Source organism: Streptomyces sp. NPDC052042 (genome assembly GCF_044548345.1).
GTDB lineage: Bacteria > Actinomycetota > Actinomycetes > Streptomycetales > Streptomycetaceae > Streptomyces.
Window position 1 is genome coordinate 199,366 of sequence record NZ_JBIUBU010000004.1, and the last position, 15,028, is coordinate 214,393.

A 15,028-nucleotide genomic window follows, 5' to 3' on the forward strand; every position below is an offset into this window, starting at 1 on the left:
TTCGGCGCCATTCGGTACGGCCGCACCGAGAATGCAGGCGTGCCCACTCTCTCCTCCCCCGCCCGGCGCGATCCGCGGACCGCGTGGGCCCTGCTGCTCCTGTCGGCCGCCTCGGGAGCGGCGGACGCATTCGCCTTCGTCTGCCTGGGGCAGGTCTTCGCCGGGGTGATGACCGGCAACCTCGTCCTCCTGGGCGCCTCCGCGGTCGGCATCGGCGAGCACGGGATGGCCCTCCGGGTGGTCACCGCGCTGGTCGCGTACGGCTCCGGGGTCGCGTGCGGAGCATGGCTGAGCGCGCGGCTGCGGTGGTCTGTGCCGATGACACTGCTGGTCGAGGCGGGGCTGCTGGGAGCGGCTGCCGTGCTGTGGGGGGTGGGCCCGGCCCCGTCCGGCGGGGACCGGCCGGCTCTGCTGGTGCTCGGCGCCGCGGCCATGGGCGTCCAGGGCAGCACCCTCGCGACGCCCACGAACTACTTCACCGGCACCCTCACCTCCCTCGTCGGGCGCGCGGCGTCGCGGTCCCGACGACGGGAGGACGGCTGGGCTGCGGCCCGGCTGGCGGCTGTCGTGGCGGGAGCCGCCGTGACCGCGCTGGCGGTGCGGTTCCGGCCGGAGACGGCGGCCACGGTGATGGTGGTGCCCGTGGTGGGCGCGCTGCTGGTCGAGGCGGTCCCGGGAAGGCGCTCCAGCGGCTGACCCGCCGTCCCGGTCCCGCCCCGCACACGGTGGCTGGAGCCACCGGGCCCTCGGAGAAAGCCCTCGGAGAAGGGGAAGCCCCGGCCGGATCGGGGGTATCCGGCCGGGGCGGTCCAGATGTGGACGCGTCGCACGCACCCACATGCATGAACGATAAACCACTGCGAACCGTTCCCGGGAGCCGCCCCAGGGGTGCGAGGTGCGGCACGGAAGCCGGCCCCCGGCGGACGGCCGTCCGCGGCCTTGCCCGTCAGCGCTCCTCACGGAAGAGGACGTGCCGCCCCGCGGCAGGGTCGAACTTGCGCAGGACCAGCCGGTCGGGGCCGTTCCGACGGCTCTTGCGGGTCGTGTAGCTCCAGCCCGTTCCGGCCGTCGACCGGAGCGTCACGACGGGACGCGTTTCATTGCGGGCCATGCCTGCCTCCGAACCTCCTCGACATCTCACCCATCCGACTTTCGGCGATGAGTGTCGTTTTCATTCCGGCTGCTGCAACGCACGGGCACGCCGCCGCATTCCCGCCGGACGGGCCCGCGCTCTCCCCTTGGAGCCGACGCGGGGCGACGGCAGCGCCGCGCGCCCCGCGCGCCTGCTCCGCACGCCCGCGCACACCCCGTCGCACACCGGATGACCTGGGCGCACGACCGGCGCACCGGCGGGGGCACGCACACCGGAGGCGAGCGTCAACTTCCGCCAGAAGAAAGTCTGTTCGATGAATCGACGGAATGCACAGCCTATGGCATATGCCAGAAGCAACACCGTATCGAGTGTCGCCAAATCCCTTACGAGCCTCCGCGCGCTGTGCGACAGTCGTCTCCGGTCCACCTCCCAGACCTGGTCGCGCCGCGCCTGTATCGGAGTACGAGATGCCGTCCCCTCGGTCCGCGGACCGCCCCGCCCCCCGGCCGCACGGGCACCACGCCGTCGACGCGTTGATCGACCGGACCCGGCAGCTGCGCGGCGAGGTGGATGCCGTACGACGGGACGCGGTGCTGGTCGACGAGGAGGACCCGCGAACGCGCTGGCACCGGGCGCTCTGCGAACTGGCCGTTCACCAACTGGATGATCTCGGCACCCATCTGGGACAGCTCAAGGAGGACCTCGGGCCCGGGGCGCCGCGGACACCGGGACCGCCCCCTTCGGTCCCGGTACCGGACGTGCCGGACGTGCCGCGCGGTGCGGCGTCCCCGCCGGGGAACGGCTCTCTCATTTGCCGGGTGGGCAGCGCCGAGTGGAACCTGCTGACCGACGAGGCCACCTGGTCCGAGGAGCTGTTCCAGATCTTCGGCAGGTCTCCCGACGCGGGCGCCCTCTCCCTGGACGAGCTGCCGTCCATGCTTCTCCCCGACGACCAGCCGCTGCTGACCGCCCTGGTCACGGACTGCCTGGTGGACGGGAAGCCGATAGACGGGGAATTCCGCATCCTGCGGGCCGACGGCCGGACGCGCACGCTCCACATGATGGGCGAGCCGGTCCTCGACACGGACGGCTGCACGGCCTCCATGTGGGCGGTCCTGCGGGATGTGAGCGAGCTGCGACGCAGCGAGCAGGCGGTGCTCCGGACCCGTGACGCGGTGCGGCGCAGGCAGCACATGGCACGGACCGAGCGCCGGATGGCGGTCGAGCTCCAGGAAGCCGTGCTGCCTCCGTGGCGCGGCCCGCTGCGGCTCCCTTCGCAGGGAGCCGGTGTGCTGGACGTCGCGGCCCACTACCTTCCGTCGGAGTCGAGTTCCCTGATCGGGGGCGACTGGTACGACGCCCTGGAGCTGCCGGACGGCAGGACGGTGCTCACCGTCGGCGACCTGACCGGGCACGGTATCCAGGCCACCTCGGCCATGGCGATGCTCCTGGGCGCCCTGCGCGGAATGGCCGTGGCCGGCATCGAGCCCGGGCCCCTGATGGGACACCTCAACCACCTGCTCGAGTCGTCCGCGCAGCCTGCTCTCGGCAGCGCCGTCTGCTGCCGCTTCGACCCCGCCACCGGCTCCCTCTCCTGGGCACAGGCCGGGCACCCCGCGCCGCTGCTGTTCCGCAACGGCGAGGGGCGCCCGCTGCCGCCGCCCGACGGGGTCCTCCTCGGCGCGGCGTCCGCGGTCGCGTACCAGCAGGACGAAGTGCCCTTGCTCCCCGGCGACGTGCTGGTCCTCCACACCGACGGGCTGAACCGTCACAGCGGCCGGGATGCCGGCCCGGACGCCCTGCTCGCGCTGGCACCGCGCTTCGCACGGGCCCGTACGGCACAGGAGTGCGTGCGTACGGTCGTCACGGAGTTCGGCGGCACCGAACGCCTGGACGACGCGTGCGTGCTGATCGCCCGCATCGGGGCGTAGACACGGCGACACACCCGCGGGAACGCGGACGTACCGACGCCGGACAGGGGACGACCGGCAGGAGCACGAGCGGCCCGCAGTCCCCATGCGTGCGGATGCCCACCGATCGGACAGTGATCGGGGGATCGTGATCAGGCGGTGGTGCCGGACCGGACTGCTCCCGACCGGACCGCGGTCGTCGGTACGGCCGGCGCCCGTCCGTCACGACGCCCTGCGGTCAGATCTCGGACGAGCGCCTGGGCTGCTTGCCGACGGCGCGCTGCGGCATGGCGACCTCGATCTCCTCCCGCAGATCCGCGATCTTCGAATACCCCGCGTACTGGCCGGTCAGCCGGTACATCTCGCGCAACCGGTCCCAGGTGCGGTGCGAGGAGGTCTCCCCCATCGGCACCAGCGCCAACCGTGCGTAGCGGTCCGCCTGTTCGGGGTCGTCGGCGATGAAGCACGCCGAGGCGAGTGAGATGTAGTCGAAGATCTTGGAGCGCTGCCGCCCGTTGACCCGGAGCTCCAGCGCCCGCTTGGCGTGGCGCTGGGCCACGGTCGCCACCGACGAATCGTGGTCGGCGAGGGTGCGGAACGCCAGGGCCTGCATGCCGTGCAGGTCCGCCTCGTCGAACATCTGCATCCAGCTCGGGGGCGGCACATCGCTCTTGTCCGAGACGAAGAGCTCCTCGGCCTTGCCCAGCGTGCGCCGCATCGCCTGGCCCTGTCCCATGGACGCCTGCGCCCATGCCTCGATGGTGCACAGCATCGCCCGGGTGCGCGGCAGAATCGTGTCGCCCGAGCCGGACTTGGCGAGCTGCATGAGGTCCAGGGCTTCGTCGGGACGGCCCAGGTGGACCATCTGACGGGCCGCCCGGGACAGCGCCTCGCCCGCGCGGGGGCGGTCGCCGCCCTCGCGTGCCGCGTGCGCGGCGATGACGAAGTACTTCTGCGCGGTGGGCTCCAGGCCGATGTCGTGGGACATCCACCCCGCGAGCACCGCGAGGTTGGCGGCGACGCCCCAGAGGCGGCGCTGCAGGTGTTCGGGGTGATGGTAGGCGAGCATGCCGCCCACCTCGTTGAGCTGGCCCACCACGGCCTTGCGCTGGAGTCCGCCGCCCCTGGAGGCGTCCCAGGCGCGGAACACCTCGACGGAGCGTTCGAGCGCCTCGATCTCCTCCGAGCCGATGGGCGCGGCCTCGTACCGGTCGAATCCGGCGGTTTCCGCGTGGAGGGGGTCGTCGGTCCGAGGGATGTCGGCGGCCAGCACGGGGTCGCTGTGCAACCAGTCGCGCATGGGGCCGGTGATGGTCGATCCTGCGGCGAGCGCGGCGCCCGCGCTCACCAAGCCGCGTCGGTTGAGCATGAGGTCCATTCCCGTGAATTCGGTGAGGACCGCGGCGGTCCGCTCGGGCGCCCACGGCAGTTCGTCGGGGTTGTTCTCCGTCCCCGCCTCCCGCCGTCTCCCCACACGCCCGCGCCGGCCGAACCCGAGGTCCTCGATGGTCACGACACGGCCGAGCCGCTCGGTGAACAGGGCTGCCAGCACCTTGGGCACCGGATCGCGAGGGGATTCGCCCATCTCGATCCAACGCCGCACCCGCGAGGTGTCGGTGGCCAGCTGCGGGTGGCCCATGGCCGCCGCCTGCCGGTTCACCAGCCTCGCGAGTTCGCCCTTGGACCAGCCGGCGAGGCCGAACAGGTCGGACAGGCGGGTGTTGGGTTCTCCGGTCACGTCAAGCCCCCAGGTTCTCGGCTGTGTTGACAGTAACCGCCTGTCAGAGGCATCGCGACTATTCGCCAGGGTTCGCCAGGGTGCGCCACATGGTCTGCCACCCGTGATCCGGTGTCAGGTAGGACAGCGCCACCCCGCCCGGCAGACCCCGGTTCTCCCCAGGGTGCCGGACGGCCGCCGGCCGGGGTGGCGCACGCGAACTTGTCGGCGCACGAAGGGATCTGTCTCCCCCATGTACACAGCATCGTCCTCCGTGAGCGCCCCGCCCCGGCCGGTTCGTCCCCTGGGGGCGGGCGGCGGGCCGTACCTCGCGCCGCACGCCGCCCCGTCGGCGTCCGGTGCGGTCCGGCCGAGGCGATCGGCGAGGGTGGGCGGCGCGCCGCTCAGCGGACGGCTGGACCTGTCCGGTCCGCAGGGCTCTCAGCTGAGGACGGTGATCGCCTCGGTGCACCGGATCTGCCCGGAATTCAACCCGGTGCAGGTCCTGCGCCGCAGTGGCCGTTCGGTCCTCCTGGTCGGCTCCACGGGACGCACGACCGCGGTCGCCAAGTGTCTGCTGGACCACTCGCCCGCGTGGTCCGAGCGCTTCCGCCACGAAATAGCGGCCTATCGCGCGTTCGTCCGGCACCGTCCGCCGGTGCGGGTGCCCCGGCTGATCGCGGCCGACCCTGACAACTGCGCCCTGGTGATCGAGCGGACGCCCGGCCGGGTGGCGGCGCTGACCCGCCACCCGACGGAGGCCCCGCCCCGGGCCGATGTGCGGGCCGTGCTCGGTGCGGTCGCCCGCGTCAACGCCTGGCGGCCCGCCCCGGGACTGTTCGACGCGCCACTGGACTACGCGGCGAGGATCACCCAGTACCACGAGCTCGGTCTCTTCACCGACCGTGACCTGAGCGACCTCCAGAAGCTGCTGCACGGCCTGGCGTACGCGGGCGGTCGGCAGACCATATGGCAGTTCTGCCACGGTGACGCGCTGCTCTCCAACATCCTGCTCTCGCCGGCGGGTCCGGTCCTGGTGGACTGGGAGCACGCGGGCTGGTACCTGCCGGGACACGACCTGGCGACGCTGTGGGCGGTCCTGGGGGACGCACCGGCGGCGCGACGCCAGATCAGCCAGTTGGCGCAGGTGGCGGGGCCCGCGTCGCGCGACGCGTTCCTGGTGAACCTGATGCTGGTACTGACGCGGGAGATCCGCACCTACGAGACGGCCGTCCAGCGGGCCATGCGGGAACCGGCCGGGGGCACCGTTCCGGACCGGCCGGGTGTGCTCTCGTCGAGCGAGGAGCAGCGCCTGCTGCTGCGGCGGCTGCACGACGACTGCGCCATGGCCCGCCGGGCTGTTCGCGCCGCGGTCGGCACGCGCTGACCTTTTCCCGGGGGGACACGCCGCGGGCCCGATGCCGACACACGGGCCCGCGGCGTGCTGTCATGGCGCCGGTCGCCGTCAGCGTGCGCGCACGATGTCCACGTCGGAGGCCTTGACGAAGGCGATCCGGTGGCCGACCTGCACGGTCACGTACTTCTCCCGGCCACGGAAGTAGGTGTGGTCGTACGGGTACGAGGAGTCGATGGTCGGGGCGTGGAAGTAGCCCGTGGGGGCCTCACCACCGCCGGGGTAGGACTGCCCGGTCTTGATGGTGTACGGAAGCGGTGATCCCACCCGCTGGTCCGCGAAGTCCGCGGGGTACTCGGACTTCTCCGGGTACGCGACGCCGTAGACCGGCACCTCGGCGCGCCCCTCCTTGGGCCGCACCACGTATCCGGAGGTGGGGGTGGTGGTCCGGATGTGCGCCGGGGTGCGGAGCCATGCCTTCTGGCCGTACCACCAGATCGCCGTCCAGCCGGGGACGCGGTCCGCGACGACGGCCTGCTGGGTGGCGCTGATCTTGCTGCCCCAGTCGGCGGCGCAGTTCGTGCCGGGAGAGCCGTCGGGGTGCAGGCCGGGGTCGGAGAAGAGCGGCGCGTCCTTCGACGGGGCCGTGTGGAGCGGGACGGCGCTGGAGGCCTGGACGGGCAGGTCCACGCCCTTCTCGCAGTCCCGGAACGCCTGTTTGTTCCTCTTGAAGTCCGGGCTGACGGTGATGAGTTCGCTGCGCCTGGGGGCGGTCGGCACGGTGGGCTCGCCGAGCAGCGCCATGAAGCGGTTCCAGTCCCAGTACGGGCCCGGGTCCCAGTGCATGTTCCGGGTTCCGGAGGCACTGGTGGGCGGTACGCCGTCGTGGCCGATGATGTGCTGGCGGTCGAGGGGTATGTCGTACCTGGCGGCGAGATAGCGCACCAGCTCGGCGGTGGAGCGGTACATCTCGGGGGTGTACCACGTGGCGCCGTCGACGGCGACACCCTCCTGCTCGATGCCGATGGAGTGGCTGTTGACGTACCAGTTGCCCGCCTGCCAGGCGACGTCCTTGTTCTTGACCATCTGCGTGACGTGGCCGTCCGCGGAGCGGACCACATAGTGGGCGGAGGTCTGCTTCAGCGGGTTCTGGAAGATCTTCAGGGTGGTGTCGAAGTCCACCTCGGTGTCGTGCAGGACGATGTACCTGATCTTGTGGCTGCGGGGCCGGTCGGCGGTGTCGTAGTTGCCGTACGTCTCCTTGTCGGCGGGGTCGCCCGTCTGTTGGTAGGCCGCCGGCACCCAGTCGCATGCGAGAACGCGCGGGCATTCCGGCCGCACCGGGTCGGCGCCGGCCTGGGTCGCGGGAGCGAGCAGCGTCATGCTCAGCGCGCCGGCCGCCACCGAAGCGACCGCGAGTCGGGACCTGTGCTTGGACGTCATGGCAACCTCTCCTGGAGCCGCACGGACGGGAGCCGTGCGGTGGGGGTGTGCGTGATCCGATCTCACCGTTGCGTGGTGCGCGCACACTCTCCGACCTGAGGTGACGACACGTCAAGGGTTCGGCCAAGAGCGCCGGTCGAGTCAGTGGACCAGACCACTGACGCCCGCCCTGACCTGCGGAAAGACCGGATCCGCCCGTGGTCGGTGGCACTTGGCTCCCCGGATTCCGGCCGGCCCGGGGCAGCCCTCGGCGGACGTGGGACCGCCGCTCCCGGGCCCACCATTCATGTGACTAATCGCGGATGTGCGTGCCCTGAACGGCCGAAGGGTAGTGCTCGCGCGGACACCTGGTCCGTGCGGCGTGCGCACGGCGAGACATCGGAAAGGCCGGACACACATGGCTCAGCCCTTCACCCTGCCGGACTTCTACGTTCCTTATCCGGCCCGGCTCAATCCCCATGTCGAGGAGGCGCGGCGGCATACCAAGGAGTGGGCGCGCGGCATGGGGATGCTGGAGGGTTCGGGCGTCTGGGAGGAGAAGGACCTCGACTCCCACGACTACGCGCTGCTGTGCGCGTACACCCACCCCGACTGCTCGTCGGAGGCGCTCTCGCTGGTCACCGACTGGTACGTGTGGGTCTTCTTCTTCGACGACCACTTCCTGGAGCTGTTCAAACGCACCCGCGACCGCGAGGGCGGCAAGCGCTACCTGGACCGGTTGCCGGCCTTCATGCCGATGGACCGCGGGGCCGGGACGCCCGAGCCGGCGAATCCGGTCGAGGCGGGGCTGGCCGATCTGTGGGCGCGGACGGTCCCGAGCATGTCCGATGCCTGGCGGGCCCGGTTCGCCGAGTCGACGCGGAACCTCCTCAACGAGTCGCTGTGGGAGCTGGCCAACATCGACGAGGGGCGCATCGCGAATCCCGTCGAGTACATCGAGATGCGGCGCAAGGTAGGCGGCGCCCCGTGGTCGGCGGGTCTGGTGGAGTACGCGGCGGGCGCGGAGGTCCCCGAGCCGGTGGCCGGCGAGCGGGCGCTGAGGGTACTGCGGGACGCCTTCTCCGACGGTGTGCATCTGCGCAACGACCTGTTCTCGTACCAGCGTGAGGTCGAGGACGAAGGCGAAAACAGCAACGGGGTGCTGGTCCTGGAGCATTTCCTCGGCTGCTCGACGCAGGAGGCGGCCGACGCGGTGAACGATCTGCTGACGTCCCGTCTCCACCAGTTCGAGAACACCGCGCTCACCGAAGTCGGCCCGCTGTGCGCGGAGAAGGGCCTGAGCCCGGAGCGGACGGCGGCGGTCCTGGCGTATGTCAAGGGCCTGCAGGACTGGCAGTCCGGCGGCCACGAGTGGCACATGCGCTCCAGCCGCTACATGAACGGCGGGGGCGCCGACGGGGCGGTACCCGGCCTCGGCATGGCCGCGGCGTCGATCCGGCTGACCCACCGCTCGGAGTCGGCCCGGCTGCGCAGTCACACGCATGTGCCGTACCAGTACGTCGGCCCGTCCCTGCTGCCCGACTTCGAGCTGCCGTTCGGCACGACCCTGAGTCCGCATCTGGAGGGTGCACGGGTGCGGATCGTGGACTGGTCGCGCCGGATGGGCATTCTGGAGGCGCAGCCGGGTGTGCCCGGCTCGCACATCTGGGACGAGGAGCGGCTCGTCGCGTTCGACCTCCCGCTGTGCGCGGCGGGGTTGCATCCCGACGCGACGGCCGAGGAACTGGATCTCGCCTCGCAGTGGCTGACCTGGGGGACGTACGGCGACGACTGGTTCCCGGTGGTGCACGGGCGGGCCCGTGACCTGGCGGGGGCCAGGCTCGCCAACGAGCGGCTCTCGCTGTTCATGCCGCTGGACGGGAGCGGGACGCCCGAACCGGTCAACGCGCTGGAGCGTTCGCTCGCCGATCTGTGGGCGAGGACCTCGGCGCCGATGGACGCGGGCGCGCGGCGCGCGTTCCGGGGGGCGGTCGAGGACATGACCGCGAGCTGGTTGTGGGAGCTGGCGAACCAGGCGCAGAACCGCATCCCCGACCCGGTGGACTACGTCGAGATGCGGCGTATGACGTTCGGCTCCGAACTGACGATGAGTCTGAGCCGTCTGGGTCACGGCCGGAAGGTGCCGGAGGAGGTCTACCGCAGCGGTCCGCTGCGGTCGCTGGAGAACGCGGCGGCGGACTACGCGTGTCTGCTCAACGACCTGTTCTCGTACCAGAAGGAGATCGAGTACGAGGGCGAGGTGCACAACGGCGTCCTGGTCGTGCAGAACTTCTTCGGGGTGGACTATCCCACCGGGGTACGGATCGTGTACGACCTGATGACGTCGCGGCTGCGCCAGTTCCGCCATGTCGCCGAGCACGAACTCCCGGTGCTGTACGACGATTTCGGGCTGGACGCGGAGGCGAGGGAGGTCCTGGCCGGATATGTGCGGGAGCTTGAGCACTGGCTCGCGGGCATCCTGATCTGGCACCGGGGCTGCCGACGCTACCGCGAGGAGGATCTGCGGCGGGGCACCGGCACCCCGTGGCATCTGAGCGGGCCCACGGGGATCGGTGTGTCGGCGGCGCGGGTGACGGAGCTCTTCGCCCCGCTCGCGGGCAGCGGCGTGTAGCACCGGGCCGGACGGCGTCCGGGGTCCGCACCCGTCGGGCGCTCCCGCCGCAGCCGCGCGACGCCGAGCGCGCGGCTGCGGCGCAGGGACGTTTCAGCCCTGCTGGAACAGCTCGGCGGGCAGCGGCTTCAGCAGCGCGTACAGGTCGTCGGTGATCGGCCGGTCCCAGCTGGCGATGGTGACGAGCACACCGTCGCTCCGGTCGAACTGGACACAGGAGATGCGGCTCTCCGAAAGCTTGATCCGGTGGACGATCAGCAGGTTGTCGCCCTGCATCACCGGCATGTCCTCGGTGCCGGTGACCTCGACAGGATCGTCGTTCTCCAGCGCGAGCAGCAGCTGGGCGACCTCGAACGGGACCTGTCCCTCCTCGGTCTCGCGGGCGGGCGAGCCCTCCGGGAGATTGCCGATGATCATCGCGGGGCCGCGGCCGCCGAACAGGTCGTAGCGCAGGAAGACGCCCTGACAGCTCCCGTCCGGGGCAGGGAGCAGACCCGCGCCGAGGTTTCCGGGCCAGTCCCCCGGGTCCATGGCCAGGACGTCGAAGTCGGGGCCCGCGGGTGTGGCGGCGCTGCGGCGGCGGAGGAAGGACATGCGGACATGGTACGTGTCCGGGCTCACGTCGCGGAGCCGGGGCCGCGCCGGGACGCCCGCCCGGCGCGGGCGATCCCGGGCCCTCGGGGGCGCGGCGTTCCGGTGGCGGCGTGCTCGTCGGCGGCCGGGACGGCGGGTGCGGGCCCGCGCGGCCCGGCCCGCCCGACGGGCACCGGGGCGGGGTCCTGGAGGGCGCCCTCGGCGGGGCGACCCCGTCCCCGTACCCCGGCCGGGAAGCGCGGCCCCGACCGGGTGGCGGCGTGCGGGACCCCGCACCCGCTCTCCCCCGTTTCCGGGACGCGGTCGGCGGTCAGCTGCCGGGCGGTTCGGATCCGACCAGCCACATGGAGAAGAACTGTGCCCCGCCCCCGTAGGCGTGGCCGAGCGCCCTGCGCGCCCCCTGCACCTGGTGTTCACCCGCCCGTCCCCGCACCTGCAACGCGGCCTCGGCGAAGCGGATCATGCCGGAGGCGCCGATGGGGTTGGTGGACAGCACCCCTCCGGAGGGGTTCACGGGAAGGTCGCCGTCGAGCCCGGTGACGCCGGACTCGGTGAGCTTCCAGCCCTCGCCCTCGCCGGCGAAGCCGAGGTTCTCCAGCCACATGGGTTCGTACCAGGAGAACGGGACGTACATCTCGACGACGTCGATCTCCCTCCGCGGGTCGTCGATGCCGGCCTGCCGGTACACATCGGCGGCGCAGTCCCGGCCCGCGCGTGGTGAGACGAAGTCCTTCCCCGCGAAGAGCGTCGGTTCGCTCCGCATCGCGCCGCCGTGCACCCAGGCGGGCGGGTGCGGCGAGCGGTCCGCACCGGCACGGTCGGTGAGGACCATCGCGCAGGCGCCGTCGGAGGACGGGCAGGTCTCCGAGTAGCGGATCGGGTCCCAGAGCATCGGCGAGGACCGGACCTTCTCCAGGGTGATGTCCGGGTCGTGGAGGTGCGCGTACGGGTTCTTCAGCGCGTTGCGGCGGTCCTTGTAGGCGACGAGGGAGCCGGTCGTGTCGGGCGCCCCGGTGCGGCGCATGTAGGCCCTCACGTGCGGGGCGAAGAAGCCGCCCGCGCCCGCGAGCAGCGGCTGCTGGAACGGGACCGGCAGCGAGAGCCCCCACATGGCGTTCGACTCGGACTGCTTTTCGAAGGCGACGGTGAGTACGGTGCGGTGCACCCCTGCGGAGACCAGCTCGGCGGCGACGAGCGCGGTCGAGCCGCCGACCGAGCCCGCGGTGTGCACCCGCAGCATCGGTTTGCCGACCGCGCCGAGGGCGTCCGCGAGGTAGAGCTCCGGCATCATCAGGCCCTCGAAGAAGTCGGGGGCCTTGCCGATGACGACGGCGTCGATGTCGGCCCAGCCCAGGGCGGCGTCCTCCAGGGCGCGGACGGCGGCCTCACGGACGAGTCCGGCGATGGAGACGTCCCGGCGGGCGGAGACGTGCTTCGTCTGGCCGATGCCGACGACGGCCACGGGCTCCTCAGGCATGAGCGCCCTCCCCTTCGAGTACGGCGACCAGGTTCTGTTGCAGGCAGGGCCCGGAGGTGGCATGGGCGAGCGCCCGGTCGGAGGCGCCGCGGTGGATGCGGCTCGCGGCCTCGCCGAGCCGGATCAGCCCGGCGGCCATGACGGGGTTGGCGGCGAGCGCGCCGCCGGACGGGTTGACGGTGACGGTGCCGTCGAGCCGCAGCGCCTTGCGCAGCACGACCTCCTGGGAGGTGAACGGGGCGTGCAGTTCGGCGGTGTCCACGGGCCGTTCGAAGGCTCCGGCGCGCTCGGCTGCGAGCCGGGTGGACGGGGACTCGGTCAGTTCGCGGACGCCGAGGCCATGGGCCTCGACGCGGTGGTCGATGCCCCGGACCCAGGCGGGGCGGGGGCACAGGGCCCGCGCGGTGTCCCCGGCGGCGAGGATCACGGCGGCGGCGCCGTCGCCGACGGGCGGACAGTCGCCGGTGCGCAGCGGCCGTACGACGTAGTCGCCGGCGGGGACCGGGCCGGTGAGCTGGGCGTGCGGGTTGTCCGCGGCGGCGGCGCGGTTGCGGTGGGCGATCGCGGCGAGCGCGGCCTCGTCGGTGTCGCCGGCGTCGATCAGGGCCTGGGCCTGGAGGGCGGCGAGCGCGACGGAGTCGGGCCAGAGAGGACCGGCGTAGTACGGGTCCAGCTGGCGGGTGAGGACGTCGCGTACGGAACCGGGCGAGGACTTGCCGTAGGAGTAGACGAGCGCGGTGCCGGCCCGGCCGGTCCGGAGCTTCACCCATGCCTCGTACAGCGCCCAGGCGCCGTCCATCTCGACATGGGACTCGCAGACCGGCGGGTAGGCGCCGACCCCGTCGAGCGCCATGGTGAAGGAGAAGGCCCGGCCCGCCAGGTAGTCGCTGGAGCCGGAACAGACGAAGCCGAGGTCGCCGGTCCCGAGTCCGGTCGCGTCGAGGACCCGGTGGAGCACCGGCATCAGCATCTCGGCCTCGGAGAGTTCGTCGGTGCGCCGCAGATGGTCGGTCTGCGCGAAGGCGACGATCGCCACGTCTCGCATCTACAGCAGCTCCTTGTACGCGTCGTAGGCGGCGTCCGGCTCACCGGTCGGCCGGTAGTGGTCGGGGTGGCGTGCTCCCTCGGTCCAGACGGGTTCGACGCGCAGGCCCATGCGCACCCGGTCGTACGGGATGCCGCCGATCCGCGCGTGCAGCGCGAGGTCCGCGCCGTCGAGGGCGATGTGCGCGTAGACGTAGGGGACCTCGATGCCGGGATTCGCCGTATGAGCGGCCTTGATGTTGACGACGCAGTACGTGGTCACGGTGCCGCGCGGGCCGACCTCGACCTGTTCCGCGGTGGCGACGCCGCAGGTGGGGCAGGCGCCGCGGGGCGGCACGTACACCTTCTCGCAGGACGGGCAGCGTTCGCCCATGATGCGCCGCTCGGCGAGCGCCCGCAGGTAGGCGCCGTGCGCGCGGCCGGGGGTGTACCGGTAGTCGAGGCGGGCGGGGGTGACGATGCCGGTGACGGGGTCGGTGAACGCGCCGTCGTGCGGGGCCGTCCGGCCGGGCGGCCCGTCGTGGGGCTCGAAGCAGGCGATGTCCGTGATGGCGCCGGTGCGTTCGGGTGCCCAGCGGATCCGCACCCGCATGCCGGTGCGGACGGCTTCGGGGCCGGCGGCGTCCAGGGCGTGCAGGAGGGCGGTGTCGGCGCCGTCGAGGCGTACGAGGACCCAGGCGAAGGGGGTGGCGAGGGGCTGGTGGGGGCGCGGCGCGGGGTTCCAGGCCCAGGTGGTGACGGTGCCGGTGGCGGCGACCTCGGTGAGTTCGCGGATCTCCCGCGCGGTGACGGGGTCGTACTCGACGGGCGGGACGAGGACCTTTCCGCCGTCGGTCCGCACACCGAGGACGGTGCGTTCACGCAGTCCGGTGAGGAAGGCGCTCTGGACCGGGCCGAGGGAGCGGGTGAAGGGGAATGCGACGACCAGGGGTGCGCTGAGGGTGTCGGGCACGGTTGCCTCCTCGGTTCAGGAGCGCCGGTAGACGGGCTCGCGCTTCTCGGCGAAGGCGCGGGTGCCCTCCTTGGCGTCGTCGGTGGCGAAGACCGGCCATCCGCGCTTCAGTTCGGCGGCCAGGCCCTCGGTCTCGGTCAGGTCGGCGCACTCGTACACGGACGCCTTGACGGCCTCGACGGCGAGCGGTCCGCAGGCGTTGATCCGCCCGGCGACGTCGAGGGCCTGTTCCAACGCGGTGCCCTCGGGCACGACGCGGCCGATCAGCCCGACGGCGGCGGCCTCCTCGGCGCTGTACGGGCGGCCGGTGAGGAGCATTTCGAGCGCGTGGGTGCGGGCGATCTGGCGCGGCAGCCGCACCGTCGAACCGCCGATGGGGAAGAGGCCGCGCCGGACCTCGAAGAGGCCGAAGGTGGCGCCCGTCCCGGCGATGCGGATGTCGGTGCCCTGGAGGATCTCGGTGCCGCCCGCCACACAGGGGCCCTCGACGGCGGCGACCACCGGTTTGCGGGGACGGTGGTGGCGCAGCATCGCCTTCCAGTGCAGGTCCGGGTCGGCGGTCATCCGGTCGCGGTACTCGTCGCCCTCCGTTCCCCCACCGGCCAGGGCCTTGAGGTCCATTCCCGCGCAGAAGCAGCCGCCGGCGCCGGTGAGGACGATCGAGCGGACCGTGTCGTCCGCGTCCGCCGCGAGCCAGCCGTCGTACAGCCCGACCAGCATCGGCAGCGAGAGTGCGTTCTTCGCCTCGGGCCTGTTCAGGGTGAGCACCATCGTGGCGCCCTCGCGCCGCACGGTGAGGTGTTCCGTACCAGCCATCGCGTGCCTCCCGTCTC

At 72.3% G+C, this 15,028-nt stretch carries 12 protein-coding genes; 4 read left to right on the forward strand and 8 right to left on the reverse strand.

The window, feature by feature from the left end:
• Positions 1–39: 39 nt before the first annotated feature.
• Entirely contained in the window at positions 40–696 is a 657-nt protein-coding gene (locus ACIHCL_RS10375; protein ID WP_399859384.1) for a YoaK family protein, read from the forward strand.
• 250 nt (positions 697–946) lie between these two features.
• Here the strand turns inward: ACIHCL_RS10375 and rpmG are convergent, their stop codons facing one another.
• On the reverse strand, positions 947–1,111 hold the full coding sequence (rpmG, locus tag ACIHCL_RS10380; protein WP_399859387.1) for a 50S ribosomal protein L33: 165 nt from the start codon (positions 1,109–1,111) through the stop codon (positions 947–949).
• A 449-nt stretch (positions 1,112–1,560) separates the two neighbouring features.
• On the opposite strand from rpmG, the gene ACIHCL_RS10385 reads away from it, so the two are divergent.
• Positions 1,561–3,024 (forward strand): PP2C family protein-serine/threonine phosphatase, encoded by a 1,464-nt coding sequence (locus tag ACIHCL_RS10385; RefSeq protein WP_399859390.1) that lies wholly within the window; start codon positions 1,561–1,563, stop codon positions 3,022–3,024.
• Between the two features lie 217 nt (positions 3,025–3,241).
• Here ACIHCL_RS10385 and ACIHCL_RS10390 read toward each other — a convergent pair whose 3' ends face one another.
• The gene (locus ACIHCL_RS10390; RefSeq protein ID WP_399859392.1) at positions 3,242–4,741 is read right to left on the reverse strand and encodes a hypothetical protein; all 1,500 of its coding nucleotides are present in this window, start codon (positions 4,739–4,741) and stop codon (positions 3,242–3,244) included.
• 232 nt (positions 4,742–4,973) lie between these two features.
• Between ACIHCL_RS10390 and ACIHCL_RS10395 the strand changes: the two genes are divergently transcribed.
• Positions 4,974–6,107: an aminoglycoside phosphotransferase family protein gene (locus ACIHCL_RS10395; RefSeq protein WP_399859393.1), complete on the forward strand. Its 1,134-nt coding sequence runs from the start codon at positions 4,974–4,976 to the stop codon at positions 6,105–6,107.
• Positions 6,108–6,185: 78 nt separating this feature from the next.
• On the opposite strand, the gene ACIHCL_RS10400 is transcribed toward ACIHCL_RS10395, so the two are convergent.
• On the reverse strand, positions 6,186–7,517 hold the full coding sequence (locus tag ACIHCL_RS10400) for an N-acetylmuramoyl-L-alanine amidase (RefSeq protein WP_399859394.1): 1,332 nt from the start codon (positions 7,515–7,517) through the stop codon (positions 6,186–6,188).
• A 397-nt stretch (positions 7,518–7,914) separates the two neighbouring features.
• On the opposite strand from ACIHCL_RS10400, the gene ACIHCL_RS10405 reads away from it, so the two are divergent.
• On the forward strand, positions 7,915–10,128 hold the full coding sequence (locus ACIHCL_RS10405) for a germacradienol/geosmin synthase (RefSeq protein ID WP_399859397.1): 2,214 nt from the start codon (positions 7,915–7,917) through the stop codon (positions 10,126–10,128).
• A 93-nt stretch (positions 10,129–10,221) separates the two neighbouring features.
• Here ACIHCL_RS10405 and ACIHCL_RS10410 read toward each other — a convergent pair whose 3' ends face one another.
• From ACIHCL_RS10410 to ACIHCL_RS10430, 5 genes are all read right to left on the reverse strand, one after another.
• Positions 10,222–10,722 (reverse strand): hypothetical protein, encoded by a 501-nt coding sequence (locus ACIHCL_RS10410; protein WP_399859400.1) that lies wholly within the window; start codon positions 10,720–10,722, stop codon positions 10,222–10,224.
• A 310-nt stretch (positions 10,723–11,032) separates the two neighbouring features.
• On the reverse strand, positions 11,033–12,199 hold the full coding sequence (locus ACIHCL_RS10415) for a thiolase domain-containing protein (RefSeq protein ID WP_399859402.1): 1,167 nt from the start codon (positions 12,197–12,199) through the stop codon (positions 11,033–11,035).
• Positions 12,192–13,244, reverse strand: coding sequence for a thiolase domain-containing protein (locus ACIHCL_RS10420; protein WP_399859405.1), 1,053 nt, complete (start codon positions 13,242–13,244; stop codon positions 12,192–12,194). The genes ACIHCL_RS10415 and ACIHCL_RS10420 overlap by 8 nt, the downstream gene beginning before the upstream one ends.
• Positions 13,245–14,195, reverse strand: coding sequence for a Zn-ribbon domain-containing OB-fold protein (locus ACIHCL_RS10425; protein ID WP_399859408.1), 951 nt, complete (start codon positions 14,193–14,195; stop codon positions 13,245–13,247). It abuts the gene before it with no gap.
• Positions 14,196–14,210: 15 nt separating this feature from the next.
• Positions 14,211–15,011, reverse strand: a complete 801-nt coding sequence (locus tag ACIHCL_RS10430) for a crotonase/enoyl-CoA hydratase family protein (protein WP_399859410.1) — start codon at positions 15,009–15,011, stop codon at positions 14,211–14,213.
• Between the last annotated feature and the right edge of the window lie 17 nt (positions 15,012–15,028).